We start from the raw sequence: 24641 nt of genomic DNA, 5'->3' as shown, positions 1-24641 counted from the left end.
AAGAGGATTGGGGCGCCGCGCGGGGCGTAGCTGCGTTTCAGTAACTGTACAATACAATCAGCATAGCCTCCCAGGCGCCGCTCGGTTGCCGGGCACCTAGGGGTACTCGCCCCGCGGTAGTACTTTGCGCTTCCGTACTGCCCTTGCATGAGCCTGCCCGCCGCCGAAGACGAAACCACCGCCGCTAGCCTGCCCGCGCCGCCCAGCGGCCTTGCGCGGTTTGTGCGCGGCACGCTGGGCTCGGGCGTTTCGGTGGTGGCCCGGGCCGGTGGGGCGCTGGCGCTCAACAAGTTGCTGGCGGTGTACGGCGGCCCGGGCGGGCTCGCGCTGCTGGCGCACTTCCAAAACCTGATGGCCCTGCTCACCACGCTGCCCAACGACGGCGTGCACGTAGGCATCGTGAAGTACCTGGCGCCCCGGCGGCCCGGCTCCGGCGCCTGGCGGGCGTGGTTTGGGGCGGGGGTAGGGCTGAATTTGCTCATGCTGCTGCTGGGCTTTGCGGCCCTGCCGGTGCTGCGCGGTGCCCTGCTCGATGCTTTTCGGCCAAGCGGGGCCTGGGTGCTGGGGCTCGTGGCCGGCATCACGCTGCTCACCGTGCATGCCTACCTGGCGGCGGTGCTGCTGGCGGCGCAGCGGCTGCGGGCCTACATCGGCCTCACGGTAGCGCTCAGCTTGTTCGGGCCCTTGGCGGTGGCCGCGGCGCTGTGGGCCCAGTGGCCGGTGCGCTGGGTGTTGCTGGCTTACCTGCTGGCCCAGGGGCTCACGGCCGTACCCACGGCCTGGCTGTGCGCGCACTACGGCTTGCTGCCTGGCCGGCCTGGGTTGCGCATCAGCCGAGCGGCGGTAGCCGGGCTCGGCCGGTATCTGGTAATGGCCCTGAGCGTATTGCTGTGCAGCAAAGCCCTCGATTTTGCCGTGCGCGATTTGCTGATTGCCCGCTTCAGCCTGGCTCAAACCGGCCTGTGGCAAGCCGTAGCCAAGCTCTCCGACAACTACACCATGGTATTTTCGGGCGTAATGGGCGCCGTGTTCTACCCCCGCGTGGCGGCGCTGGCCGGGAGCCCCACCGAGCAGCGCGCATTTGTGCGGGCAGTATTCGGCTTGCTGACGGTGGTGCTGGCGGCAGGCTTTGCCGTGCTCTGGCTGCTGCGCGATTGGCTGTTGCCGCTGTTGTTCGACGCGCGCTTTGCCGCTGCCCGCGAGCTGCTGGCCCCGCAGCTGCTCGGCGATTGGGCCAAGCTCCTGGCCTGGACGCTCCTGTACCTCTTGCTGGCCCAGGCCCGCGCCATGCGCTACGTGCTGGTGCAATGCGCTTCGGCGGCGCTTTACGCGGGTTTGCTGGTGCTGCTGCTGCCGTGGTGGGGGCTGTATGGCGCGCCGCTGGCCCACGCGCTGCGCTTTGGCGCGGTGCTGGTGTGCTGCCTGCTGTACTTTCGGCGGTATTTTCGTCGCTGAATGCCCGTGCCTACCGTCCCGCTCGCCCCGCCCGCCGCCACCGTGCCGCCCCTGGTTACCATCGTGGCCTTGTGCCACAACCACGCGCGCTTTCTGGCCCCGGCCCTCGACTCCATAGCCGCCCAAACCTACCCGCACCTGGAGGTGTGGCTGGTCGACGACGCCAGCACCGACGGCAGCCCCGAGGTGCTGCGCCGCTACGCCGCCCGCCACCCGCATTGGCACCTGCTGCTGCTGCCCCGCAACGTGGGCAATTGCCAGGCTTTCAACCAGGCGCTGCGCCAAAGCCGCGGGGCGTACGTGATTGATTTTGCCACCGACGACGTGCTGCTGCCCGAGCGCGTGGCCCGGCAGGTAGCCTTTATGCAGGCGCAAGGCCCTAGGTGCGGCGTGGCCTACCACGATTGTGAGCTGATTGACGAGCAGGGCCAGCACGTGCGCTACCACTTCCGGCGCGATGCCGCCGGGCGCCCCGTGCACCCCGTACCCGCCGCCGGCGACGTGTTTGCCGAGGTGCTGCGCCGCTACTTCATCAGCACGCCCACCATGATGTTCAGCCGCCCGATGCTCGACGACCTAGGGGGCTACGACGAGACGCTGGCCTACGAGGATTTCGACCTGTGGGTGCGGGCCGCGCGCAACTGGGCGTTTGGGTTTCAGGACGAAGTGCTGACCCAAAAGCGGCTGCACCCGCAGTCGATGTCGCGCAAGGCCTACCGCCCCCACGACCCGTACGTGGCCTCCACCATTCGGGTGTGCAAGAAGGCGCTGGCCCTGTGCCGCACCCCCCACGAGCTGGCCGCCTTGGCCACGCGTTTGCGCTGGGAGCTGCGCCAGGCTGTGCGCTTCGGCCGCGGCCCCGAGGCCCGCCAACTGTTCCGGCTACTCCGCCAAACCAAGCAAGCCAAACCCCTCGATTACGCCATTGGGGTATTGGGCTTTCTATTGAAGTAAAAGTTGCTCTTTGTGGCTACATGCGCCTTGATAAGCAATGTGTTATGCGACCAAAACGCTAATCGGTTTAGCCTGCCGAAGCTTCCGAATTTGGTAGCACACCACTGAGCTATCTGGCGCTAAATCCTCCTTCATCCTTCCTCATTCTTCCTTAACCCAATACAGCTCCACCGGCCCATCCTGCGCCACCAGTTGGCGGTTGGGGTACCAGCGCAGCACGCTATCGGGGGAGTAGCGGAGCAGCTTGCGCGTGAGTTCAGGGTTGCTGAGCGTGGCGCGGTTTAGCAGCAGCCAGGCCTGTTGCGGCGGGCGCAGCTGCACCGAGTCGCGGGCCCAGTAGCGGCGGTACTGCAGCCCGCTGGGCACTTCGTACGCGTAGTAAAAATCGTAGTTGCCGATCAGGTAATCATCCACGAACACCACGCCCGGCTGCTGCCCGCCGAGGTGTTGCCGGATCAGGCGGTGCTGCGGGAAGTGGCCCGATACGCTGGGCTTGCGCATGAAGTGCGCCGGGCGCAAAGCCAGTACCAAAGCCACGCCCAGCAACCCCAGGGCCACGTAGGCCGGGCCGTTGGGCTGCAGGCGGCGCAGGCGCGGAGCCAGCCACAAGGCCCCCATCACCAGGGCCCAGCCGGCGTACAGGATGGCGGCGCTGCCCCGGTCGGAGGCGGCGCAGGCCAGCAGCAACAGCGCATACAGCCACGCCCGGCGGCCGGTGCGCAGCACATCGGCGAGGCCGTAGCCGGCGGCCAGGCAGAGCGGCGGCAACAACGGCGTGGCCATGCGCGGCAGCAGCGTAATGGGGTTGTACTGCGTGAGCGAGGTGCTGCCAAACCAGTAGAACGCCAAGGTGCTGAAGGCCAGCCCCAGCCAGAAGCGCCGGTCGTCGTCGGGCGGCGCGCTGCTGCCGTGGTGCTGGGTAGCGGTGGGCCGGAACGCGGCGCCCACGGCCAGCAACACCGCCAAACCAAGCCCCGTGCCCACCAGAAACTGTACCGGACCTAGGGTAAGGCGGGCCCAGAGGGCGGCGCGGTTGCCCAGCAGGTAGTTGCCTTCCTTCAGAAACTCGTTGGTGTTTTCGATGAGGTGCACCCGGTACAGCGCATCGTTGGTCTGGAGCTGATAGAAGCCCAGGTAAGCCGCCAGCACAGCCGCGCCCGTGGCAAACGCCGCCAGCCAAAACCGCCCGTGTTGCCGCCGCACGGCATCAAGGCCCAGCACGCCCAGGTAAAAAGGCGCGTAGTACACCACGGTTTCCTTGCAGAGCAATGCCGCGAAGTTCAGCAAGGCAAACCCCGCGCCCCAGCGCACCGCGTGGCGGCCGGGCTGCCGGCCCACCAGCAAGGCCAGGGCCGCGGCAAAGCAGGCCAGCATGTTGATGTTGTCGGGGTAGAGGTAGTTGGTAAGGTTGAGCGCGAAGTAGTGCAAACCCAGCAGCAGCATGGCCCCGCAGGCCACCACGGGCTGCCGGCGGCGGTAGCGGGCCCAAATCAGCACCGAGCAGAGCAGCGTAGCCACCAGGGGCCAAAGCGTGGTGCTCCAGATGTTCAGGCCAAACGCGGCGTAGCACAGCGCCACCGGCCCGAATATCAGCCAACGCTCGTGCAAGGGGTCGTGCAGCAGGCCCTGCGGGTCGGGCCCTAGGTGAAACGTGCCGTGCAGCAGCTGGTGGGCGTAGCGCGCGTAAAAGTAGTCGTCGAGGGCGTAGAGGCCTTCGTGGCTGAAGACGAAGTACGCCACCGTAAACACCACCACAAACCCCAGCGTGAGGGTGGGCAGCCAGGGGCGCAGGCGGGCAAATGCATTCACCGGGGCAAGTTGCGCAGAAATCGGCAGCCCGCCCCGCCGCTACCGATGCGCCGCAGCCCGTACCTTGCGCCCCGATGAACCACGAAATCCGGGCTTACTGGCTGCGCATGTGGGGGCTGCCCCTGGGCTTGTTGCTGCTCGTGGCGCTGGGGCTGGGCTGCTACTACGAAACCAACGACGACTTCGTCATCACGCTGCTGTTGCGCGGGCGCACGGCGGCCGAACCCGTCGCCAACCTGCACCTGTACCTGCACGGCTGGGCCGGGCTGCTGGCCGCGCTCTACCAGCATTGGCCCACGGTGCCGTGGTACGGGCTGCTGCTCTACGGCTTGCTGTACCTGGCGCTGGCGCTGCTCACGGCCGTGCTCGATGGGCTGCTGCGCCCGCACCTGGGCGGCCGCGCCCGCACGGCTTGCCTGGCAGCGTTTCTGCTGCTGGCCGGGCTCGAGCATTTCATGTGGTTCAACTACGTGCGGGTGCCGCTGTTGCTGGCCGGCGGCGCGGTGCTGTACGGGGCCCAACGCCAGGCCCATAGCCGGCGCAGGGGCGGGGTGTTGCTGCTGGCGGTAGTGGCGTTTGCCATGGCCTGGGCTGTCCGGCCCAGTGCCGCCGTGCTCGGCCTGGCCGTGGTAGCCCCCGCGGCGGCCTGGCTGGCCGGGTGGCGGCGCGGCTGGCTGGTGGTAGGGCTGGCGGCCGGGGTGGCCGTGGTTGGTGGGGCGGTGCTGCACCTGGGGCGCAGCCCCGAAGCCGCACGCTACCGGCAGCTCGATGTACTGAAATCCAACGCGAACGATTACCAGCTGTACGCGCCCAACCCGCGCAGCCCCGCCGATAGCCTGGGGGCGCAAGCCGTGCAGCACTGGGTGCTCGGCGACTCCACGCTCGTCAATGAGGGCTTGTTCGCTAGGGCGTTTCAGCTCAACCCTGATTTCCTGCGCCGTATCGCGCCGGCCAAATTGCAGGCAGTACTGGGCCAATTGGTGCGCGACTACTTTCCGCTGCTCCTCCTCAATGCGTGGCTGGCATCGGTAGCCCTAGGTGCTTTGCCGCCGCCGAGGCGCAAGGGGTGGCTGCTTTACGTGGTGGGAGCGGGGCTGCTGCTGTTGGGGCTGGGGGTAGTACTTAAGCTGCCGCCCCGCATAGCCGGGCCGCTGCTTACCCTGCTCACGGTGGGCCACACCGCCGCAGTGCTGCAGGCCGCCGGGCGTTGGCAGCCCATCGGGCACCTAGGGCGCCGCCTGCTGCTGGGTGTGGCTGTGCTGGTAGCGGGCTTGTACGCCTACAAAGTGCTGCACCGCAGCCGCGTGCTGGCTGCCGAAGAAGCGCACCGAAGCCGGGCACTGGAGCAGCTGCAGCGACAGCTGCAAGGGCGGCAATTGGTGGCCGTAGGGCTCGAGGAGCAGTTCAAGTCGCTTTCGCCGTTTGGGCAGTACGTGGCCGATGGCGGCAAGCCCTGGCTGCTGGTGGTGGGCTGGAACACCCTCGACCCCTCGCAGGCGCGGTTGCGGCAGCGGCTTACCGGCACGCGCAGCCAGCCCGAGGCCCTGCGCCGCCTGGCCGCACGCCCCAATACCGTGTTGTACCTGCCGCCCGGCGAGGCCGCCGCATTTTGGCGCGTTTATTTGTACAATTGGGTGGGCGTAGCGTGGCCCACTGCCCGTACCATTGCCGGGCCGGCAGTTCAGCCGTAATGCCGTTTTGTACGTATAGTAGGCAGCGCGTAGGCACCGGTGGTAACAAGCTGCTGCCGATTGCCTACTTTTGAGCTTTCCCCAACTGCTCCAACATCCCCTCATCACCTCTTTTCCCCATCGTACATGATTGCCTCCATGACATCGCGCGGCGAAGTACTTGAGCACCTCGAAGTATTTCTGCGTGAGAACATTGGTACTTTCCTCAAGAAAGTTGAAGACAGCTGGCAGCCCTCTGATTTTCTGCCCGATTCGCGCCTCGACAACTTTTTCGACGAAGTGAAGGCCCTGCGCGAGCGGGCCAAGGAGCTGAGCTACGACCTGTTGGCCGTACTTATCGGCGACACCATCACCGAAGAAGCGCTGCCCAACTACGAAGCCTGGTTTCATTCGCTCGACAACCTGAACCGCGACCCCAACAACGGCTGGGCCCAGTGGATCCGGGGCTGGACGGCCGAGGAAAACCGCCACGGCGACCTGCTGAACCGCTACCTCTACCTGTGTGGCCGCGTAAACATGCGCGAGTTCGAAATCAGTACCCAGTACCTTATTGCCGACGGTTTCGACCTGGGCACCGCCCACGATCCGTACCGCGCTTTCGTGTACACTTCGTATCAGGAGGCCGCTACCAACCTCTCGCACCGCCGCGTGGGCACCCTGGCCCGCAAAGCCGGCGACGGGGCTCTTTCCAAGCTTTGCGGTATGATTGCCGGCGACGAATCGCGCCACGCCCGCGTGTACCAAACCTTCGTGGAGAAAATCTTTGAAGTAGACCCGTCGGAAATGATGCTCGCCTTCGAAGACATGATGCGCAAGAAGATTGTGATGCCCGCGCACTACATGCGCGAGCTGGGCGTGGAGATGGGCAAAACCTTCGGCCACTTCACCGATGCCGCCCAGCGCCTGGGCGTGTACACCAGCCAGGATTACACCGACATTCTGGAAGGCCTGATCAACACATGGAAAATCGACCAGATTACCGGCCTCAACGGCCAGGCCGAAAAAGCCCGCGACTACATCATGGCCCTGCCGGCCCGCCTGCGCCGCGTAGCCGACCGCATGCCGGTGCCCAAGCTCGAGTACAAGTTCAAGTGGATTGAGTAGCCGCTGAACGTGTTGGAATACCAACCGCGCCCCGACCTGCCTGCAGGCCGGGGCGCGGTGTTTTGGTAGCCGCCCGGGCCGGGCACCTAGGGCAGCGTGCGGTGCCTCACCATGGTAATGGAGCCGCCCTGTTTGGGCAGTTCGTACTCCACCACGCGCGTGCCGCCCGAGGGCGAGCTGTTGGGGTCGGTGGGCAGGTACACCGGAAAGCTGCGGATGATTTTGCGGTCCTCAACCCGAAACGAGTCGTGGCCTAGGTAGCCCACCGCGGCAGGGCCATCGAGGGCCGGCAACACCAGGTTGCGGCGGCCCCGGCTCAGAAATTCGTAGCCCACGAGCTTGCCGTACGAGCCGCTGCCGGCCGCGTTCATGAACACGAGCAGCTCGGGGTAATCGTCGTTGTTGAGGTTGGTAACCACGGCATCGGCCACCACGCCCTCGATGCTGGTGCTGGAGGCCATCAGCTCGCGGCCCAGGCGTTTGGCCTCCAGCGTAAGCTGGCGCTGCGAGCCGCTGCCTACGGTGCGCACGGCAAAATTGTAGTCGCCGCGGCTCATCTCTTTCCGGAAGCTCTCGTTCGGCGCGGGCACGGCGGTACTGGCCGTGGGGTTGGGGGCGGCGGTTTCGGTGGCCGTGCGCTGCGAGTCGCAGCTGCTAAGCAGGGCCGCCGCCAGCCACCCCAGGGCAGCGGGGCGCAGGCAAAAGGCAGGGCTGGTCATAAAGCAGGCAAATGGATGAGCGGATGCCTTCGGCACACAATTGCCTTATACAAACGCCCTGCCGCCTAATGAGTTGCGCACCTGCGGCGGCCGCCCTGCCGCCCAACAAAAAAGCCCGCCTGGGAGGCGGGCTTTTGAGCAATAGCTGGCAGTGGGTACTAGCGCTTGTTGTTGGTGCCGGCAGGCGTGCTCACGGGCATCAGCATGCCGTCCTTGTTCAGGGTGTACTCCACGGTACGGGTGCTGCCGGTGGTGCCGGCATCGGCCGAGGTGGTAGTGCCGCTGGCCGTGCCCGCGCTTACCGGGAACGTGCGCACCAAACGGTTGCCGCGCACCTCGTACTTATCCTGGCCGCTGTAGCCGGCAGCCAGGTCGGCGCTCAGCTTGGGCGGAGCCTGAATGGGGCGGAAAGCGCGCTCCACAAACTCGTAAGCCTCCACGCCGCCAAACGAGCCCGTGCCCGAGCCGCTGGTAATCACGTACAGCTCGGGGTTGCCGTTGCCGTTCAGGTCGCCCATGATGGCATCGGTAACGCTGCCTTGCACGTTCAGGCGAATGGGGTCGGTAACCAGCGCGTCGCCCCGGCGGGTACGAATGGTAAGCTGCTGGCCGTTGTCGAGGTTAGCCGATTGCACCTGGAAGCGGTATTCGCCCTGGGTCAGGTCGCGGTTGAAGGTAACGTCGGCGGGAGTGGATTCAACGGCAGTCGAAACAGCGGCGTCGCTCGTCGCATCGTCGGTCGCGTTGCGCGCCGAGTCGCAGCTGGCCGTAAGAAGCAGGGCGGCGGCACCAAACCACCAGGCCGTAGCAGAAAATTTCATGAGTTGCTGAAAAAGGAGTGGAGAAGAAGTAGCAAAGCAAATATGGAAATCCATATATGCAAACGCGAGTGTTGGCAGCGGGTTACAAAAACTGCTACCGAACCACTTGCACGCCCTTCCAGAAGGCCACGCGATTACGAATATTTTCGGCCGCAGGTTTCGGATCGGGGTAGTACCAGGCGGCATCCTTGTTCAGCTCGCCGTTTACGCGCACCGAGTAGTAGCTGGCCCGGCCTTTCCAGGGGCAGCTGGTTTGGGCTATGCTGTCCTCGAAGTATTCGCGGTTGAGCGACTCGGCCGGAAAGTAATGATTGTTTTCAACCACCACGGTATCATTGCTTTCGGCCAGCACGGCATTGTTCCAGATAGCTTTCATGTGGTATAGGGGTGATAAGGTGACAAGTAACAGGTAACAAGTGAGCATAACTACCGGAAAACCTGTCACGTGTCACCTGTTACGTGTTACTTCTATCGCAAACGAAAAACTAACCTGAGTTGGCCGTTGTTTTCCGGTACATTCCTCTGAACTATGGCAGTTGGCTTCCGCTTCCGCGATTTTGTGCCCGAAGAATCCACCGAAAAGGGCTTCGACACGCTATTTAAGTTGTTTATGCAGTTGGTCACCATCACGTCGGGCGACGTGGCGGAGGCCCTTTCCTGGCTTTCGGAGCTGGATAAGCAGTACGGCCTCACCGACGACGAGTACGGCATGGGCGACTTCATCGAAGACCTGAAAAAGAAAGGCTACATCGATGAAAACGAGCAGCAACTGGGCGAGCTGCGCATTACGGCCAAATCGGAGCAGCTCATCCGCAAATCGGCCCTCGAAGAAATTTTCGGCAAGCTGAAGCGCGGCACGCAGGGCAACCACCGCACCCCGCACGCGGGCCAGGGCGACGAGCTGACCACCGACCTGCGCGACTACCAGTTTGGCGACACCATCGAGCAAATCGAGATGACCGAGAGCCTGCGCAACGCCCAGCTCAACCACGGCCTCGATGGCAATTACCTGCTCACCGAAGGCGACCTGGAGGTGCGCGACACCGAGCACAAAACCCAGACCTCCACGGTGCTGATGATTGACATCTCGCACTCGATGATTTTGTACGGCGAAGACCGCATTACACCGGCCAAAAAAGTAGCCATGGCCCTGGCCGAGCTGGTGAAGCAGAAGTACCCCAAGGACTTCCTCGACATCATCGTGTTCGGCAACGATGCCTGGCAAATTGAGGTGAAGGACTTGCCGTACCTGCAGGTGGGCCCCTACCACACCAACACGGTGGCGGGCCTGGAGCTGGCCATGGATTTGCTGCGCAAGCGCAAAACCGCCAACAAGCAGATCTTCATGATAACCGACGGCAAGCCCACCTGCCTGAAGGAGCCCGGCGGCTACTACAAAAACTCGTTTGGCCTCGACCGCAAAGTGGTGAACAAGACGCTGAACCTGGCCGCCGCTGCCCGCCGCCTCAAAATCCCCATCACCACCTTCATGATTGCCTCCGACCCGTACCTGCAGCAGTTCGTGCGCGAGTTCACCGAAACCAACCAGGGCAAGGCGTATTATAGCTCGCTTAAAGGCCTGGGCGGCCTGATTTTCGAGGACTACAAGCGTAACCGCCGCAAGAATTTGTAGGGCCCAAGCGGCTGCCTAGGTATTTGCCTTGTTTGTGCCGCGGAGCACCTAGGGATACAAAAGCAAAACGGCCGCCCTTGTTGGGCGGCCGTTTTTTGTGCCGGACTTCGTTTTTCCCTAACGCGCAGCCACAGCGGTGCCAGCGCCATCTTCGGGCGTGGCATTTTTTATTACGGGCACGGTGCGCAGATAGGCGTAAATCGCCTTGGCTTCGGCCTCATCCATGAGGGTAAACTTGGGCATGGGCAGCTTCAGCGTGCCGTTTGGCCCCTGGCCGTAGCGCACCGATTGCACAAACTGCGCCTCCGTCCAGTCGCCGATGCCGGTTTCGGGGTCCATGGTGATGTTGCGGCTCGGAATTTCCTCGCCGTCGGGGGTGATGAAGGCGGTGCCGCCGCCTAGGTAGCCTTCCGACTTTTCGGGCTCGAGGGCGTTGTTGGACTTGTGGTCCTTGGAGTGGCAGTCGTAGCACTTGTAGCGCCCCACCACCAGGTAGCGGCCGTAAGCCACAGCATCGGAGGCGGGTGGCGTTGCCACGGCCGAGGTGGGCACGGGCGTGGGCTTCATCACGGTGTTCACCAAGGCTTTGGCCAGGAACGACGGCTCCTGCGCGTGCGAGGGCGTGGGGTTGGCCTGCACTTGCGGGTTGTTGGAGCGCAGGTAGGCTACCACGCTGGCCACGTCCTCGTCGGACATGTGCACGAAGTTGGGCATCACGATGCGAAAGCGCCCGTCGCGGCCGATGCCGGTGCGCAGCAAAGCAATCAGCTCGGCGTCGGTCCAGGCGCCGATGCCGTGCGTTTTGTCCTGGGTGATGTTGGCCGAGTAAAGTTTGCCGAACTCCGGTGGTACTTCGGTCAGCAATTTGCCGCTGAGGGTACCCGTGTTGCGGTCCAGGTGGCAGTCGCCGCACAACGCATTGACGATTTTGTGCCCTTGTGCTACGCGCTCCGGCGTGAGGGCCACGGTTTGAGCCGGCACCTTCGGTACGTCGTAGCTCGGAATGCCGCGCACTTGCACAAACGCAGCGGCGCACACCGCCACGAACAATACCGTTGCCAGCGCCAGGCCGAGGAGCTTGAGGACTTTTTTCATGATAAGAAGGCTGTTAAGAGAGTGTGACAAAAGTAATTTTGTCTTGCACTCAAGGCACTAGCATAATCATGTGATGCAACGGTAAAGAGCTGTTATACAGCATCTTAACACTGGATGATTTATTCTGAGCCTGCTGGGTAATTACATCGGGGCCCTAGGTCGGCAGGCTAGCTTGAACCCCGGGAGCGAGAGGGGTGCGCGGTTGGTGCCAATCGGGCGCAACGTTGGCTTGTGGAAGGCGAAAGGAAAAGCGCCTTACCCGCGGCGGTTTGCGTAAACTGCGCATCGCCTTCGAACCTAGGTGCCTACCTCGTGGTTTAGAGCCAGGGGGCATGTGCCCACCCATTCCGCACTACCTGATGAATCACGAACAAATCAGCACCCTCGGCCAGTTGAAAGCCGCGGGGTATCGGTCGCGCTCCGTGCGCGAGGAACTGCGCGATAACCTTATCCAGAAACTCCGCCGGCGCGAAAATGCCTTTCCGGGCATCCACGGCTACGAAGAAACCGTTATTCCCGATCTGCAGCGCGCTATCCTGAGCCTGCACCACATTAACCTGCTGGGCTTGCGTGGCCAGGCCAAAACCCGCATTGCGCGCCAACTGGTGGAGCTGCTCGACGAGTACATGCCCGTGGTAGAAGGCTCCGAGCTGAACGACGACCCGCTGCAGCCCCTCTCGCGCTACGCCCGCGACCTGGTAGCCGAGCGCGGCGACGACACGCCCATTGCCTGGGTGCACCGCGCCGAGCGCTACACCGAAAAGCTGGCCACGCCCGATGTATCCGTAGCCGACCTCATCGGCGACGCCGACCCCATTAAAGCGGCTACGCTAAAGCTGCCGTATTCCGATGAACGCGTCATTCACTTCGGCCTGATACCTAGGGCGCACCGCGGCATTTTCGTCATCAACGAGCTGCCCGACTTGCAGGCCCGCATTCAGGTAGCGCTGTTCAATATTTTGCAGGAAGGCGACATCCAGATTCGGGGCTTTAAGGTGCGCCTACCGCTCGATCTGCAGTTCGTGTTCACGGCCAACCCCGAGGACTACACCAACCGCGGCTCCATCGTGACGCCGCTCAAGGACCGCATCGACGCGCAAATCATCACGCACTACCCCAAAACCATCGATATCGGCAAGCGCATTACCCGCCAGGAGGCCCGCCTGCGGCCCGAGCAGCAGGAGCGCGTGGCCGGCACGGAGGTAGTGCTCGATCTGGTTGAGCAGGTGGCCATTGAGGCCCGCGGCTCGGAGTACGTCGATGCTAAATCGGGCGTGTCGGCGCGCCTCACCATTTCGGCCTACGAGCAGGTGGTGGCGGCCGCCGAGCGCCGCGCCCTGCTCAACGGCGAAGAAACGACGCGCATTCGGGTAGCCGATTTTCTGGCGGCCGTGCCGGCCATTACCGGCAAAGTGGAGCTGGTGTACGAGGGCGAGCAGGAGGGAGCCGGCATCGTGGCCGAAAAGCTGATGGGCAAAGCCCTGCGCACGCAGTTTCTGCAGTACTTCCCCGACCCCGAGAAGGTGAAAAAGCAGAAAGACAAGCCCAACGCTTTCAAGCCCGTACAGGATTGGTTTGGTGCGCACACGATTGATGTGCTGAACGACGCCTCCGAAGCCGATTACCGCACTGCCCTGGAGGCCGTGCCCGGCCTGCGCGACCTGGTGCAGCAAAGCGTACCAGCCGAGCTGCTCAAAAACGACCAGTATTTCTGGATGGAGTTTGCCTTGCACGGCATGGCCGAGATGAGCCTGATTTCGCGCAACCGCCTCACGGCCGGCACCCAGTTTAAAGATTTGTTTTCATCGATGTTCACGATGCCCAGCTTTGGCTCGGATGACGACGATGAGGACGAAGAGGATTTTGACTCGCGCAAGCGCCGCCGGCGCTAGACCGTAGCCCCACGGCCCACAAAAAAAGCCCGGAGCCAACGCTCCGGGCTTTTTTGTGGGCCATGGGGCGGAACTTACGCCTCGCTCACCACGATTTTGTCGATCGAGTCGTTGGGCTTGATCTGGTCAATCACGTCCAGGCCCTCCACCACTTTGCCGAACACGGTGTGCACGCCGTCGAGGTGGGCGGTGTTGTCGCGCGAGTGGCAGATGAAGAACTGCGAACCGCCGGTGTTGCGGCCGGCGTGGGCCATGCTCAGGATGCCGCGGTCGTGGCGCTGGTTGCCGCCCGAGGTTTCGCAGGCGATTTTGTAGCCCGGGCCGCCGGTGCCGGGCATGCCCTTGGCGCCGTCGCGGGTGTTGGGGCAGCCGCCCTGAATAACGAAGTTGGGAATTACGCGGTGAAACTTCAGGCCGTCGTAGTAGCCTTTCTGGGCCAGGTCGGTGAAGTTTTTAACCGTGTTGGGGGCGTCTTGCTCGAAGAACTCGACCTTCATCACGCCTTTGTTGGTGTGGATTTCGGCTGTTTTCATGGGGTGGGTTTACGGTAAATACGGCCCGAAGGCCGTGGTAAGGGCGCAAAGGTAGCTTTTCGGCGCAGTACCTTGCTGCCGTGGTTAAACAATGGCCGCCGCTCAATGATTCAGCCTAGGTGCCGGCAACCCCTACGCCAACCCGGCACGTACTTTTGGCTATACCCAACTCCACTTACCTGCATGTACCAACGCCTTGTACCCCTGGCCGGCCTGCTGGCGCTGCTGGCGGCCTGCAACTCGGGCCCTACCGAAACCACCGGCCCGGCCAGCGCCGAAGAAGCTGCCGCCGCCGATACCTCCCGCTACGACCCCAATGCCAGCACCGACTCGGCGCGCATGGGCAAAACCACCGGCGTAATGGTGGGTAAAGTTTCGCTCACACCCGATAAAACCCTGGCGCAAAACACCGCCGCCACCCCCGAGCTGAGCCAGTTGCTGGAGGCTGCCCAGCTGGCCGGGCTGGCCAGCAACCTAGGCAACGAGGGGCCCTACACCGTGTTTGCGCCTTCCAATGCCGCATTCAGAAACCTGCCCTACGGCGCCATGGCCGGCCTGAAGAAGCCCGAAAGCAAGGAAAACCTCAAGGGCCTGGTGAACTACCACATCATCCAGAGCCGTCTGCTGGCCATGGATTTGCGCGACGGGCAGGAGCTAACCACCCTGAACGGCCAGAAAATCAAAATCGGCGTGAAAAACGGCAAAATCACCGTGAACAACGCCACCGTGAGCACGCCCGATGTGGTATCGAGCAACGGCGTGCTGCACGTGATTGACAAGGTGCTGCTGCCCCCCAAAGAATAGCCCGCCGGCACCTAGGCCCGCATGCCGCGCGGCCCGGTTGCATAGCTGCCGGGCCGCGCAGTGCGCTTGGGCGCCTAGGGTTATCGGCTGAGGCCGGCTCCTTCGGAAATGCGGCGGGCAAAGGAGGTCCAGTCTTCGTCGGCGGAGGAGCGGCGGGCCACGGTGGCCGTGAGGTGGTCGAGCACGATGTTGGCCACGGGCATGGGCACGTGGTGCTCGCGCGCTTCGGCCAGCGTCAGGCGCAAATCCTTTTGTAGCAAAAAGGGAGCCGCGCCGGCCGGTTTGTAGTCTTCGTCGGCAATCATGCGGCCGTAGCTGCGGTAGGCCAGGCTGTCGAACAGCGACGTAGTCATGATTTCGTAAATCTGTTCGCGGCTTACCCCACACTTTTCAGCCAGCGTAAACGCCTCGGCCATGGCCTCGATGGCCGCGCCCAGCATAAAGTTGCCGCACAGCTTTACCACGTTGGCGGCGCCCACATCGTCGCCTAGGTCGAACGTGCCCTGGCTGAGCGGCAGCAGCAAGGGCGTAATGCGCGCTTTAGCCTCGGCGGGCCCCGCGAGGCACACCCACAGCTGGCCGGTAGCTGCCACAATGGGTTTGCCGAATACCGGCGCGGCTACCAGCTGCGAGCCTTTTTCCTGATGCGCCTGGGCCAGCCGGGTGTTGGTGCCCGGCGCCACCGTGCTGCACGATACGTGCACGGCTCCGGCCTGAAGTCCTTCCAGAATGCCGTCGGGGCCGGTGGTAAGCTCCTCCAGCGCCTCGTCGTCGGTTACCATGGTAAATACTACCTGCACATCGCGCACGGCCTCGGCGGGCGAGTCGGCCACGCGGGCGCCGCGCTCTTCGAGGGCGGCCGCCCGGCCCGGGGTGCGGTTGTAGATAGAAAGGCGGTGGCCGGCCAGCAACAGGTTGGTAGCCATGGCCTGGCCCATCTGACCTAGGCCAACGAAAGCAATGTTTTCCTTCATGGGTGCGCGGGGTGAAGGCAGGGAACGAACTGCTGCCTCCGTATTCGGGGCCCAGCGCACATAAGTTGTGGTGGCCGCGGGGTTTAGTGGCGGTTGTCCTCGTCGGCCATCATGCTCAGGTAGCTGTCGTAGCGCGGGAAGGCAATTTTCCCTTTCTCCACGGCCTCGCGCACGGCGCACCCGGGCTCTTCGAGGTGGCGGCAATTGTGGTAGCGGCACTGGTTTAGCCGCTCACGCATTTCGGGAAAGTAGTGCGCCAGCTCGCCCTGCTTCATGTCAACCAAACCCAGCTCCTTAATGCCGGGCGTGTCGATGAGGTAGGTGCCGGGGCGCACTTCCAGCATTTCGGCAAAGGTGGTGGTGTGCTTGCCCTTGTCGGAATATTCGCTGATTTCGGCCGTTTTCAGCTCCAGGTCGGGCACCAGCGCGTTGATGAGCGTGCTTTTGCCCACGCCCGAGTGGCCCGAAAGCAGCGTGGTTTTGCCGTCGAGCAAGGCATCAATGGCGGCCACGCCCTCGCCGGTGTGGGCCGAGCTGCGCAGGGTGGGGTAGCCCGTACGCTCATACATCTTTTGCACCTGACCCAGGTAGTCGAGCAGTTCTTCGTCGTAGATGTCGGTTTTGTTGAACACCAGCGTGGCCGGAATGCTGTACGCCTCGGCTGTTACCAGAAACCGGTCGATAAACCCGAACGAGGTGGCCGGCGACGCCAGCGTAACCACCAGCATGGCCTGATCGAGGTTGGCCGCCACAATGTGCGAGTGCTCCGATTTGTGCACCGAGCGCCGGATGATGTAGTTGCGGCGCGGCTCGATGTGGTCGATAACCCCCGTGCCTGCGTCGCCGGTTTCGTCGGTTTCAAACTCCACCACGTCGCCTACGGCCAGGGGATTGCTCACCTTCAAACCCTTGTGCTTGAAGCGCCCGCGCAGGCGGCAGCGGTGCAGGTGCAGCGTGGCGTGGTCGCGCACCACGTACCACGAGCCTGTGGATTTGACGACGGTTCCGGTCATGTGCGGAGAGATGAGTAGATGCGTGGATGAGTGAATGAGTAGGTGAGTGGATGCGTAGATGAGTAGATGAGTAGATGGGTGGATGAGTGAATGAGTGGATGCGTGATTTGCACCGGTCTTATATCTACTCATCTACTCATTTGCTCATTCACTCATCCACTGCCCCGCCGCCTGCATAATGCGCCCCGTAGCGCCCGCCGACTCTTGTACATACGCGCGGGCCCGCTGGCCGAGTTCGGTGCGGTACGCGGCATTGTTGAGCAGGAGCGCGAGTTGTTGCTCGTTTTCCTCTGCAGTGGTAACGGCAGCGGCGGCACCTAGGGCTACCAGGTCGCGGGCTTCTTTGAACTTCTGATACCTAGGGCCGAAGAGCAACGGCAAGCCGAAGGCCGCGGCCTCCAGGGTATTGTGCAAACCCTTACCAAACGCCCCACCGATGTAGGCCACCGAGCCCGCCCGGTACAGCTCGCGCAGCAAGCCGATGTTGTCGATGAGCAGCACGCGGGCTTGTCCCACGCTTGCCGTGGTGGCCTGCGAGTACCGAACTACCTGACCCGGCAAAACGGCCTCTACCTGCTGCAGGTGCGCTTCGGTTATTTCGTGCGGGGCTACAATTGTGCGCAGGCTGCCCTGCCAATGGCGCAGCGCCAGGGCCAGCACCTCCACGTCGGGCGGCCATACGCTGCCGGCCACCAGTACGGGGGCGCCATCGGCCACAAACGCGGCTACCAACGGCAGCTCGCGCGCAGGAGCGGCAGCAGTATCCACAACTGTATCGAAGCGCGTGTCGCCGGCTACGCTCACCTGGGTTAGCCCGATGCCGCGCAGCAGCTCCGCCGAGGCTTCGTCCTGCGTGAAAAGATGCGTCAGTTGGTGCAGTACCTTCCTGAAAAAACCGCCCCAAGGCTTAAAAAACACCTGATCGGGCCGAAAAATAGCCGACACGCACACCGTAGGCACGCCCTGGCGCTTCAGCTCGGCCAAGTGGTGGTACCAGAACTCGTACTTCACAAACACGGCTAGCTGCGGGCGCACGGCCGCCACAAAGGCGCGGGCGTTGGCGGCGGTATCGAGCGGGAGGTAGTAAATGTAATCGGCGCCGGGCCACTGCCTGCGCACCTCGTAGCCCGAGGGCGAAAAGAACGTGAGCACGATTTTGTGGTGCGGGTGCTGCCGGCGCATGGCCTCCATCAGCGGGCGGCCCTGCTCAAACTCGCCCAGCGAAGCGCAGTGCACCCACAGGCGCGGGGCGGTATCGGTACCTAGGTCGGCGGCCATGCGGGCCTGCCAGTTGCGGCGCCCCGCCACCCATTGCCTGGCCTTCGGGATGAAAGGAGCTACTGCGAGCAGCAGCAGGCCGTAGAGGCGAATAGCAAGCGAGTACAGAAAAACCAAAACGGGCAGGGCAGAAGCGCAATAAAAAAGGCCAGCACAACCGTTGCCGGTTGCTGGTGCGAGCGGCAAAGTTAGTCAGGCGGCACCTAGGGTACACGCGGCCGGGCCGCCGCCGGGCACCTAGGGCCAAAAGAAAACAGCCCCGGCACGGCGGCCGGGGCTGTTGCTAAGCTTGCAGGGGTGGGGCGCAATTAGCGCGTAGCCTCTTGCTTGGCCAGGTAGTTGGCCACGCCTTCGCGGGTAGCCGACATGGCCTCTTTGCCTTCTTCCCAGTTGGCGGGGCATACTTCGCCGTTTTTCTCGAAGTACTGCAGGGCATCAACCAGGCGCATGGCTTCGTCGATGGAGCGGCCCAGCGGCCCGTCGTTCACCAGCTGGTGGCGCACGATGCCGTCTTTGTCGATCAGGAACAGACCGCGGTACGCTACCGGCGAGCCAACGAAGGTCATTTCGCCGGCGTCGTTGTAGTCGTAGTGGCCGCCCAGCACGTCGTAGTTGGCCGCAATGGTTTTGGTAGCATCAGCCACCAGCGGGTAGGTTACGCCAGCAATGCCGCCGTTTTCGCGCGGGGTTTGCAACCAGGCAAAGTGCGAGAAGTGCGAGTCGGTGGAGCAGCCCACCACGGCTACGCCTTTGGCCTCAAACTCGGCCAGCTTTTCCTGAAACGCGATGATTTCGGTGGGGCAAACGAAGGTGAAATCGGCGGGGTAGAAGTAAAAGATAACGTGCTTCTTGCCCAGGTAGCGGTCGAGGTTGAAGTCCTCTTCGAAGTCTTCACCGTTTACGACTGCCATTGCCTTGAACGAGGGGGCACGCTTGCCTACGAGAACTGCCATTTTAAAATGGGTTTGTGTGTAAGTGGGTAGTGGTGTGTCTGATGGGGGTGCTGGGGCCTGGGTACCTAGGCTAGCGGGGCTTCACATCCTTGCGGCTGTCGAGCTTGTTGCCGCTGATGTGAAGGGAAAAAGATTGCGGCTGGAAGTTGTCGAAGCCGCGGGCAGCGAAAAACTCCTGCAGCAGCTGATCCAGCTTCGGGTCGCAGTAATCGATGATTTCCTGCGTTTCCTGGCAAAACAGGTGGTGGTGGTTGGAGCAATCCGTGTCGTAGCGGCGGCGGGTGCCATCGGCATCGGCCACGCGCTTGAGCAGCCCGGCGGCCACAAACGAGTCGAGGGCTTTGTACACCGTGCCCAACGATACCGTGGGGTTGGCCGGGCGCACGCTCCGGAATACCTGCTCGGCGGTGGGGTGGCCCGGCAGCACCAGCAACGCCTCCAATATGGCAATGCGCTGCTGCGTAGCGCGCAGCCCCGCCGCGGTAAGGCGCTGGTGCAGTTGGTCGCGGTTCGGGGCAGGCATTAACTCAGTCGGGCTCACAGATAGGAATCATTCTCCAGTGCAAAAGTAGTCCTATAAGCGTATCCCAAGCAAAAAGGTTTAATTCAGGTAACAGGTGATAGGTGACAGGCAACAGGGAAGTAAGCTACAGTGAGACTCGTGAAGCCGTCCCCAAGCTGGTGCTGGCACCCAGATGTCTCGCTGCCGCTCGACATGACAAACGAGGTGTTACCTGTCACCTCATCACCTGTTACTTGTTACCTCCCCTTAAACGCCGGTTTGCGCTTCTCCACGAAAGCCGCCATGCCTTCTTTCTGATCTTCGGAGGCGAAGGTGAGGTAGAAGTTTTTGCGCTCGAAGTGCAAGCCTTCGTCGAGGTGCGTTTCGAAGGCGCGGTTTACCGATTCTTTGGCCAGGCGCGCCGCCACCGGCGACATTTCGGCAATGCTGGCAGCCAGCCGGAAGGCTTCTTCGAGGTACTGGCCCACGGGAACCACGCGGTTTACCAGGCCGGCGCGGTACGCTTCCGCGGCCCCGATGGGCTGGCCCGTCAGCACCATTTCCATGGCGCGGACCTTGCCCACGGCGCGCGTCAGGCGCTGCGTGCCGCCGGCGCCGGGCATAACCCCAATCCGAATTTCGGGCTGGCCAAACTGGGCGGTTTCGGAGGCCACAATCATGTCGCACGTCATGGCCAGCTCGCAGCCGCCCCCTAGGGCAAAGCCCGATACGGCCGCAATCAGGGGCTTCTTGGTTTTCCGAATCTGGTCCCACACCGTAAACTGGTCCACAATCAGCATATCGATGGCCGTGCGGTTGGCCATTTGCTTGATGTCGGCGCCGGCCGCGAAGGCGCGCTCCGAGCCCGTCAGCACAATCACGCGCACCGCGTCGTTGTCGTCGAGCTCCTTCAGGGCCGCGGCTACTTCCTGCATCAGCTGCAGGTTCAGGGCGTTCAGCTCTTTGGGGCGGTTCAGCTCGATCAGGGCAACCTGCGGCCGCGCCTGCGGCGTTACTTTAATGAATTCCATGGAAGGGTAGGTGGTGGGTAGTAAGGCAGAAGGAAAAACCTAGGCGGGTTGCGCCGCGGCCGCGCGCGCCACAAACTGAAACGTTTGGCGGGTGCGCTGCTCCAGCAGCAGCTGGCGGCCGTCGGTAAGCTGGGCAATGGCCTCGGGCGTGTAGTTTTTGATGGTGTACAGCTCCAGCCCGGTGTTGTAGTAAATGGTAAAATGCTCGCGCAGGTGCTCCAGCAGTTTGCGCAGGCGGTACTCGTGCCAATCGGTGCACACCGAAAACGAAATGGCCGAGTTTTGCATCAGGTTGATTTTCAGGCGCACCTGCGCCAGCGCCCCAAAAATCACCTCCAGGTTTTCCTCCGAAATAAAGGTGAGGTCCTTCGACTCGAAGGAAATCAGGCACTGGTTGGTTTTCAGGATCAGCGCCGGGGCCAGCGTGCCGTGCTTGCAGTCGTGGATTTTGGTGCCCTCGGCCTCCGGCTCCACAAACGACTTGACGTAGAGCGGAATGCGCTGCACGGCCAGGGGCTTGATGGTTTTGGGGTGAATCACCGAGGCCCCGTAGTACGCCATTTCAATGGTTTCCTGGTAGCTGATTTCGGGGTAGCGCACCGTGTTCGGAAAGATTTTGGGGTCGGCGTTGAGCAGGCCCGCCACGTCCTTCCAAATCGTTACCGACTCCGCACCTAGGCAATAGGCCAGAATGGCGGCCGTGTAATCGGAGCCCTCGCGCCCCAGGGTGGTGGTTTGGCCGCTGGCCGTGCCGCCCAAAAAACCCTGCGTCAGCACCACGCCCTGCTGCAACAGCGGCGGCACCTGCTCGCGCACGTTGCGCTCGGTGGTGGGCCAATCCACGCGGGCTTCGCGCCACGAGTGGTCGGTGCGGATCAGCGGGCGCACATCGAGCCACCGCGCGCCTACGGCCGCGGCCACAATGCAGGTGGCCAGCAGCTCGCCGTAGCTTACCACCTGGTCGTACTGCCGGTCGTACTCGCCCTTGCTGAGGGTGGCCAACCTGTCGCCGAGCTCCTGCAGCAGGCAGTGCAACGAGCCCGCGCCTTCGCCGCACACCAGGCGGCCCTGCTCGTCGCGCGGGGCCCCGGGCAGCAAGCCCTCGGCTACGCCTAGGTGAAAATCGCGCAGCTGCGCCAACGGCTGGGTATAATCCTGGCCGGTATGCGCCAAATGAAATATGTGTTCGAGCGCGTTGGTGGTTTTGCCCATGGCCGATACCACCACCAGCAACGGCTGGTTGGCCGGGCGGCGCTGCAAAATGGCTTGGAGGTTGCGAATGGCGGCCGCGTCCTTCACGGAGGCCCCACCGAACTTGTAAACGCTAAGCGAATGCGACAGATGCATGCGTCAAAAGTAGAAAGCAGCCGCTAACTAAGGCTGAAATCCCTTAGTTTTGCCTAGCTTACTACATCCCGCCCCGTTTTCTACTTGCTTTTATGGAACACAACTCTGACCGCCTTGCGCTACCCGTCGGCACGACCCTCGACCGCTTTATCATGCGCAAGCAGGAGGACTTCCCGTACGCAACCGGTGAGTTGTCGCAGCTGCTGCGCGACATTGCACTGGCGGCCAAAATCGTAAACCGCGAAATCAACCGCTCGGGCCTGATCGATGTGACGGGCGCGTACGGCCAGCAGAACGTGCAAGGCGAGGAGCAGCAAAAGCTCGACGTAATTGCCAACATCCGCTTTATCCGGGCGTTGCGCAACGGCGGCGAAGTTTGCACGGTGATTTCCGAGGAGGACGAGGACATGATCCAAACCGGCAACAACCAAGGCAAGTACGTGGTGGCCATCGACCCGCTCGACGGCTCGTCGAACATCGACGTGAACGTGTCCATCGGTACCATCTTCTCGATTTACCGTCGCCAGTCGGGCATCGGGCAGGAGGGTACCCTCGCCGACTGCCTGCAGAAAGGTATTCACCAGGTAGCGGCCGGCTACGTTATCTACGGCTCTAGCACCATGCTGGTGTACACCACCGGCGCGGGCGTCAACGGCTTCACCTACGAGGCCTCTTTGGGCGAGTTCTTCCTGTCGCACCCCAACATCACCACGCCCAAAACCGGCAACCTCTATTCCATCAACGAGGGCTCGTCGAACTCCTTCACGGCCGGCGTGCGCGACTTTGTGCAGTACTGCAAGGACCAAAATTTCTCGGCCCGCTACATCGGCTCGCTGGTGGCCGATTTCCACCGCAACCTGCTGAAAGGCGGTATTTACATTTACCCCTCCACGGCCAAAGCGCCCAACGGCAAGCTGCGCCTCATGTACGAGGGCAACGCCCTGGCCTTTATTGTGGAGCAAGCCGGCGGCAAGGCCAGCAACGGCACCAAACGCCTGATGGAAATTGAGCCCACCTCCCTGCACGAGCGTTGCCCGCTCTACATCGGCTCTACCGAACTGGTGAACAAGGCCGAGGAGTTTCTGGCAAAAGAGCGCCAGGCTGTATCGGCAGCCCAAGAGTCCTAGGCCCTAGGTAAGCCCACCAAAAAAGCCCGCGGCAGCAATGCAGCGGGCTTTTTTGTTGGAGCGGCCTGGCCAAACCGGGCCAGGAGCTCCCTAGGCTTTTTCGCCAGCAGCGGCTTCGGGCGAGCCAGCGGCATCGTCGGAGGAGCCCTCTGCGTTTTGGGCCGGAATGGCGCCCGCCGTGCTAAGCGTATCGGTGGTGGCATCCGTTTCCTCGGCGCGGGCCGCGGCCTCGTCACCTAGGGCTGCTTCGGCCGACTGGTAGGGTAGGCGGCTGCTTACGGCGCCGTACCACGTAATCAGCTTGCGGATATCCGACATGTACACGCGCTGACGGTCGTAGTCGGGCAGCACCTCGGCCATAAAGCTGCTGAGCGCAGCCTCGTCGGATTTGCTCGAAACGGGCAGGTTCTGGCCGTACTTCTGGTGAATCTGGTCGAACACCTCCGTCAGCGGCACCGTGCGGTCCGGGTCTTCGGTGTAGATGGAGATTTCGTGCAGCAGCGAAACTTTGTTGCGGGCCGAAGCCACCGAGCGCCGGGCTTGGGCATCCAGGGTCTCAACCAGCACGCCGTTGTTGGCCGGGCGCACCAGGCGGTACAGGCCGCTCATGCCGCTGATGGCAGCAATTTCCCTCAAATCGTAGGGCATAGAAACGGAAAAAGGTTAGAAAATATGCTTAGCTAGGGGTGACTACTCGGCTACGTTGTTGCCGGCCGCGCCCAGCTTAAACGCAATGGGCAAGCTCGTGAGAATGGGGTACTCCGGCTTCTTGAACTTCAGCAGCTTTACTACGCGCAACGCTTCCTCGCCGCAGCCGCCGCCAATTTGCTTTACCAGCTTTACGCCGCTCATGCTGCCGTCGGGGTTCAGCGTGAAGCTCACGATGCAGGTGCCCTGAATGCGGTTGCGGCGCGCCATCAGCGGGTACTTCAGTTCTTTGTAGATGAAGTCGTACATGGCCTCCTGGCCGCCCTCGTAGTAATCGGCTACGGGGATAACGGCCGATTTGGTGTGGGCAGCGGCCGGGGCGGCCGGGGCATCGCCTTCGGTAGCGGGTTTCACTTTCACAGTCTGCTGCGCCAGGGCTGGCGTAGCCGCTAGTGCCAGCAGGGCCAGGGCCAGCGTGAAGGTGTACTTTTTCATGGGGGTAGAAGAGGAAATGAAGAAGAAAGGGTAAGGAAAAAATGGCGGCTTAGGCCCGGCAATTACAGGGCCAATCTACGCATTCCTGCCCGCTTCCTTTACCTGCCGGTTCACGCCGTCGATAAAATTCAGCAGGTCGTCGCGGCCTTCCCGAGCTACTGCCGAACTAATAAACCAAGTGGGCAGCTCATCCCAACTTTCGCGCATCTTCTCCAAAAACACCTCCACATTTTGGCGCGTGCGCGAATTCGATTGCTTATCGGCTTTGGTGAAAACCAGCGCAAACGGTACGCCCATTTCGCCCACCATGTTTATGAACTCCAGGTCGACGGCCTGCGGGGGAAGGCGCGAGTCAATCAGCACAAATAAACAGGTCAGGGTTTCGCGCTTCGCCAAGTAACCCCGAATCATTTTGCCCCATTTCTCGCGCGACTCTTTGCTGACGCGCGCATATCCGTACCCCGGTAAATCCACCAAATACCATTCGTCGTTGATTAAGAAATGGTTGATTAGCTGGGTTTTTCCCGGCAGGGAAGAGGTTTTTGCCAAGGCGCTACGCCCCGTCAGCATATTTATCAACGACGATTTGCCTACGTTGGAGCGGCCGATGAAAGCATATTCGGGCAACGTGCCGCCGGGGCACAGTTCCACGCGGGTATTGCTCATCACGAAGCGGGCATCGCGAATAACCATAGCTGGGGAGCGGGTAATTGAGGAATTAAGGAGCCACAAAAGTAAGGCATCCGGAGTTAGCGCTCAGAAA

General features: G+C 62.6%; 24 protein-coding genes. 8 read left to right on the top strand and 16 right to left on the bottom strand.

Going from position 1 to position 24641, the window contains the following annotated elements; all coding sequences use genetic code 11:
- The first annotated feature begins 147 nt into the window (after positions 1-147).
- Both OIS50_RS06655 and OIS50_RS06650 read left to right on the top strand, forming a co-directional pair.
- A complete protein-coding gene (locus OIS50_RS06655; RefSeq protein ID WP_264693540.1) occupies positions 148-1455 on the top strand; it encodes an MATE family efflux transporter in 1308 nt (435 codons plus the stop codon).
- A 6-nt stretch (positions 1456-1461) separates the two neighbouring features.
- Complete coding sequence (locus tag OIS50_RS06650; RefSeq protein ID WP_264693539.1) at positions 1462-2409, top strand: glycosyltransferase family 2 protein; 948 nt, start codon at positions 1462-1464, stop codon at positions 2407-2409.
- A gap of 141 nt (positions 2410-2550) precedes the next feature.
- Here OIS50_RS06650 and OIS50_RS06645 read toward each other — a convergent pair whose 3' ends face one another.
- Positions 2551-4218 (bottom strand): glycosyltransferase family 39 protein, encoded by a 1668-nt coding sequence (locus tag OIS50_RS06645; RefSeq protein WP_264693538.1) that lies wholly within the window; start codon positions 4216-4218, stop codon positions 2551-2553.
- A gap of 74 nt (positions 4219-4292) precedes the next feature.
- On the opposite strand from OIS50_RS06645, the gene OIS50_RS06640 reads away from it, so the two are divergent.
- Together OIS50_RS06640 and OIS50_RS06635 are read left to right on the top strand one after the other, a co-directional pair.
- Positions 4293-5909, top strand: a complete 1617-nt coding sequence (locus OIS50_RS06640; protein WP_264693537.1) for a hypothetical protein — start codon at positions 4293-4295, stop codon at positions 5907-5909.
- Positions 5910-6035: 126 nt separating this feature from the next.
- The gene (locus tag OIS50_RS06635) at positions 6036-7013 is read left to right on the top strand and encodes an acyl-ACP desaturase (protein ID WP_264693536.1); all 978 of its coding nucleotides are present in this window, start codon (positions 6036-6038) and stop codon (positions 7011-7013) included.
- An 86-nt stretch (positions 7014-7099) separates the two neighbouring features.
- Here OIS50_RS06635 and OIS50_RS06630 read toward each other — a convergent pair whose 3' ends face one another.
- The 3 genes from OIS50_RS06630 to OIS50_RS06620 all read right to left on the bottom strand — a co-directional run bounded on the left by OIS50_RS06630 (position 7100) and on the right by OIS50_RS06620 (position 8929).
- Positions 7100-7732 (bottom strand): hypothetical protein, encoded by a 633-nt coding sequence (locus OIS50_RS06630; protein ID WP_264693535.1) that lies wholly within the window; start codon positions 7730-7732, stop codon positions 7100-7102.
- Positions 7733-7890: 158 nt separating this feature from the next.
- On the bottom strand, positions 7891-8553 hold the full coding sequence (locus tag OIS50_RS06625; protein WP_264693534.1) for a hypothetical protein: 663 nt from the start codon (positions 8551-8553) through the stop codon (positions 7891-7893).
- A 94-nt stretch (positions 8554-8647) separates the two neighbouring features.
- Positions 8648-8929 (bottom strand): DUF427 domain-containing protein, encoded by a 282-nt coding sequence (locus OIS50_RS06620; RefSeq protein ID WP_264693533.1) that lies wholly within the window; start codon positions 8927-8929, stop codon positions 8648-8650.
- A 153-nt stretch (positions 8930-9082) separates the two neighbouring features.
- Here OIS50_RS06620 and OIS50_RS06615 point away from each other — a divergent pair, with 153 nt between their 5' ends.
- Positions 9083-10186 carry a vWA domain-containing protein gene (locus OIS50_RS06615; protein WP_264693532.1) on the top strand — a complete coding sequence of 368 codons (1104 nt, stop codon included), beginning with the start codon at positions 9083-9085 and terminating at the stop codon, positions 10184-10186.
- Positions 10187-10303: 117 nt separating this feature from the next.
- Here OIS50_RS06615 and OIS50_RS06610 read toward each other — a convergent pair whose 3' ends face one another.
- On the bottom strand, positions 10304-11281 hold the full coding sequence (locus tag OIS50_RS06610) for a c-type cytochrome (protein WP_264693531.1): 978 nt from the start codon (positions 11279-11281) through the stop codon (positions 10304-10306).
- A gap of 359 nt (positions 11282-11640) precedes the next feature.
- Between OIS50_RS06610 and OIS50_RS06605 the strand changes: the two genes are divergently transcribed.
- Positions 11641-13173: a sigma 54-interacting transcriptional regulator gene (locus tag OIS50_RS06605; protein ID WP_264693530.1), complete on the top strand. Its 1533-nt coding sequence runs from the start codon at positions 11641-11643 to the stop codon at positions 13171-13173.
- A 74-nt stretch (positions 13174-13247) separates the two neighbouring features.
- On the opposite strand, the gene OIS50_RS06600 is transcribed toward OIS50_RS06605, so the two are convergent.
- Positions 13248-13706, bottom strand: coding sequence for a peptidylprolyl isomerase (locus OIS50_RS06600; protein ID WP_264693529.1), 459 nt, complete (start codon positions 13704-13706; stop codon positions 13248-13250).
- Between the two features lie 183 nt (positions 13707-13889).
- On the opposite strand from OIS50_RS06600, the gene OIS50_RS06595 reads away from it, so the two are divergent.
- A complete protein-coding gene (locus OIS50_RS06595; RefSeq protein WP_264693528.1) occupies positions 13890-14510 on the top strand; it encodes a fasciclin domain-containing protein in 621 nt (206 codons plus the stop codon).
- Between the two features lie 80 nt (positions 14511-14590).
- Here the strand turns inward: OIS50_RS06595 and OIS50_RS06590 are convergent, their stop codons facing one another.
- The 7 genes from OIS50_RS06590 to OIS50_RS06560 all read right to left on the bottom strand — a co-directional run bounded on the left by OIS50_RS06590 (position 14591) and on the right by OIS50_RS06560 (position 21608).
- Positions 14591-15484, bottom strand: coding sequence for an NAD(P)-dependent oxidoreductase (locus OIS50_RS06590; protein WP_264693527.1), 894 nt, complete (start codon positions 15482-15484; stop codon positions 14591-14593).
- A gap of 83 nt (positions 15485-15567) precedes the next feature.
- Positions 15568-16497: a ribosome small subunit-dependent GTPase A gene (gene rsgA, locus OIS50_RS06585; protein WP_264693526.1), complete on the bottom strand. Its 930-nt coding sequence runs from the start codon at positions 16495-16497 to the stop codon at positions 15568-15570.
- Between the two features lie 144 nt (positions 16498-16641).
- The gene (locus OIS50_RS06580) at positions 16642-17892 is read right to left on the bottom strand and encodes a 3-deoxy-D-manno-octulosonic acid transferase (protein WP_264693525.1); all 1251 of its coding nucleotides are present in this window, start codon (positions 17890-17892) and stop codon (positions 16642-16644) included.
- Positions 17893-18083: 191 nt separating this feature from the next.
- Positions 18084-18728 (bottom strand): peroxiredoxin, encoded by a 645-nt coding sequence (locus OIS50_RS06575; protein ID WP_264693524.1) that lies wholly within the window; start codon positions 18726-18728, stop codon positions 18084-18086.
- Between the two features lie 70 nt (positions 18729-18798).
- Positions 18799-19251, bottom strand: coding sequence for a Fur family transcriptional regulator (locus OIS50_RS06570; RefSeq protein ID WP_264693523.1), 453 nt, complete (start codon positions 19249-19251; stop codon positions 18799-18801).
- 236 nt (positions 19252-19487) lie between these two features.
- Positions 19488-20261, bottom strand: coding sequence for an enoyl-CoA hydratase-related protein (locus tag OIS50_RS06565; protein ID WP_264693522.1), 774 nt, complete (start codon positions 20259-20261; stop codon positions 19488-19490).
- Positions 20262-20300: 39 nt separating this feature from the next.
- Positions 20301-21608: an aspartate kinase gene (locus OIS50_RS06560; RefSeq protein ID WP_264693521.1), complete on the bottom strand. Its 1308-nt coding sequence runs from the start codon at positions 21606-21608 to the stop codon at positions 20301-20303.
- A 92-nt stretch (positions 21609-21700) separates the two neighbouring features.
- On the opposite strand from OIS50_RS06560, the gene fbp reads away from it, so the two are divergent.
- The gene (gene fbp, locus OIS50_RS06555) at positions 21701-22735 is read left to right on the top strand and encodes a class 1 fructose-bisphosphatase (RefSeq protein WP_264693520.1); all 1035 of its coding nucleotides are present in this window, start codon (positions 21701-21703) and stop codon (positions 22733-22735) included.
- A 90-nt stretch (positions 22736-22825) separates the two neighbouring features.
- Here fbp and OIS50_RS06550 read toward each other — a convergent pair whose 3' ends face one another.
- The 3 genes from OIS50_RS06550 to yihA form a co-directional block, all read right to left on the bottom strand.
- Positions 22826-23383, bottom strand: a complete 558-nt coding sequence (locus OIS50_RS06550; RefSeq protein ID WP_264693519.1) for a DUF5606 family protein — start codon at positions 23381-23383, stop codon at positions 22826-22828.
- Positions 23384-23425: 42 nt separating this feature from the next.
- A complete protein-coding gene (locus OIS50_RS06545; protein ID WP_264693518.1) occupies positions 23426-23878 on the bottom strand; it encodes an energy transducer TonB in 453 nt (150 codons plus the stop codon).
- 75 nt (positions 23879-23953) lie between these two features.
- On the bottom strand, positions 23954-24571 hold the full coding sequence (yihA, locus tag OIS50_RS06540; protein ID WP_264693517.1) for a ribosome biogenesis GTP-binding protein YihA/YsxC: 618 nt from the start codon (positions 24569-24571) through the stop codon (positions 23954-23956).
- Positions 24572-24641: the final 70 nt, after the last annotated feature.

The sequence above is a fragment of the Hymenobacter sp. YIM 151858-1 genome (assembly GCF_025979705.1).
In the GTDB taxonomy this organism is placed as follows: domain Bacteria; phylum Bacteroidota; class Bacteroidia; order Cytophagales; family Hymenobacteraceae; genus Solirubrum.
Note: the sequence above shows the minus strand (reverse complement) of the source record. Positions and strands in the feature narration are given on the sequence as shown.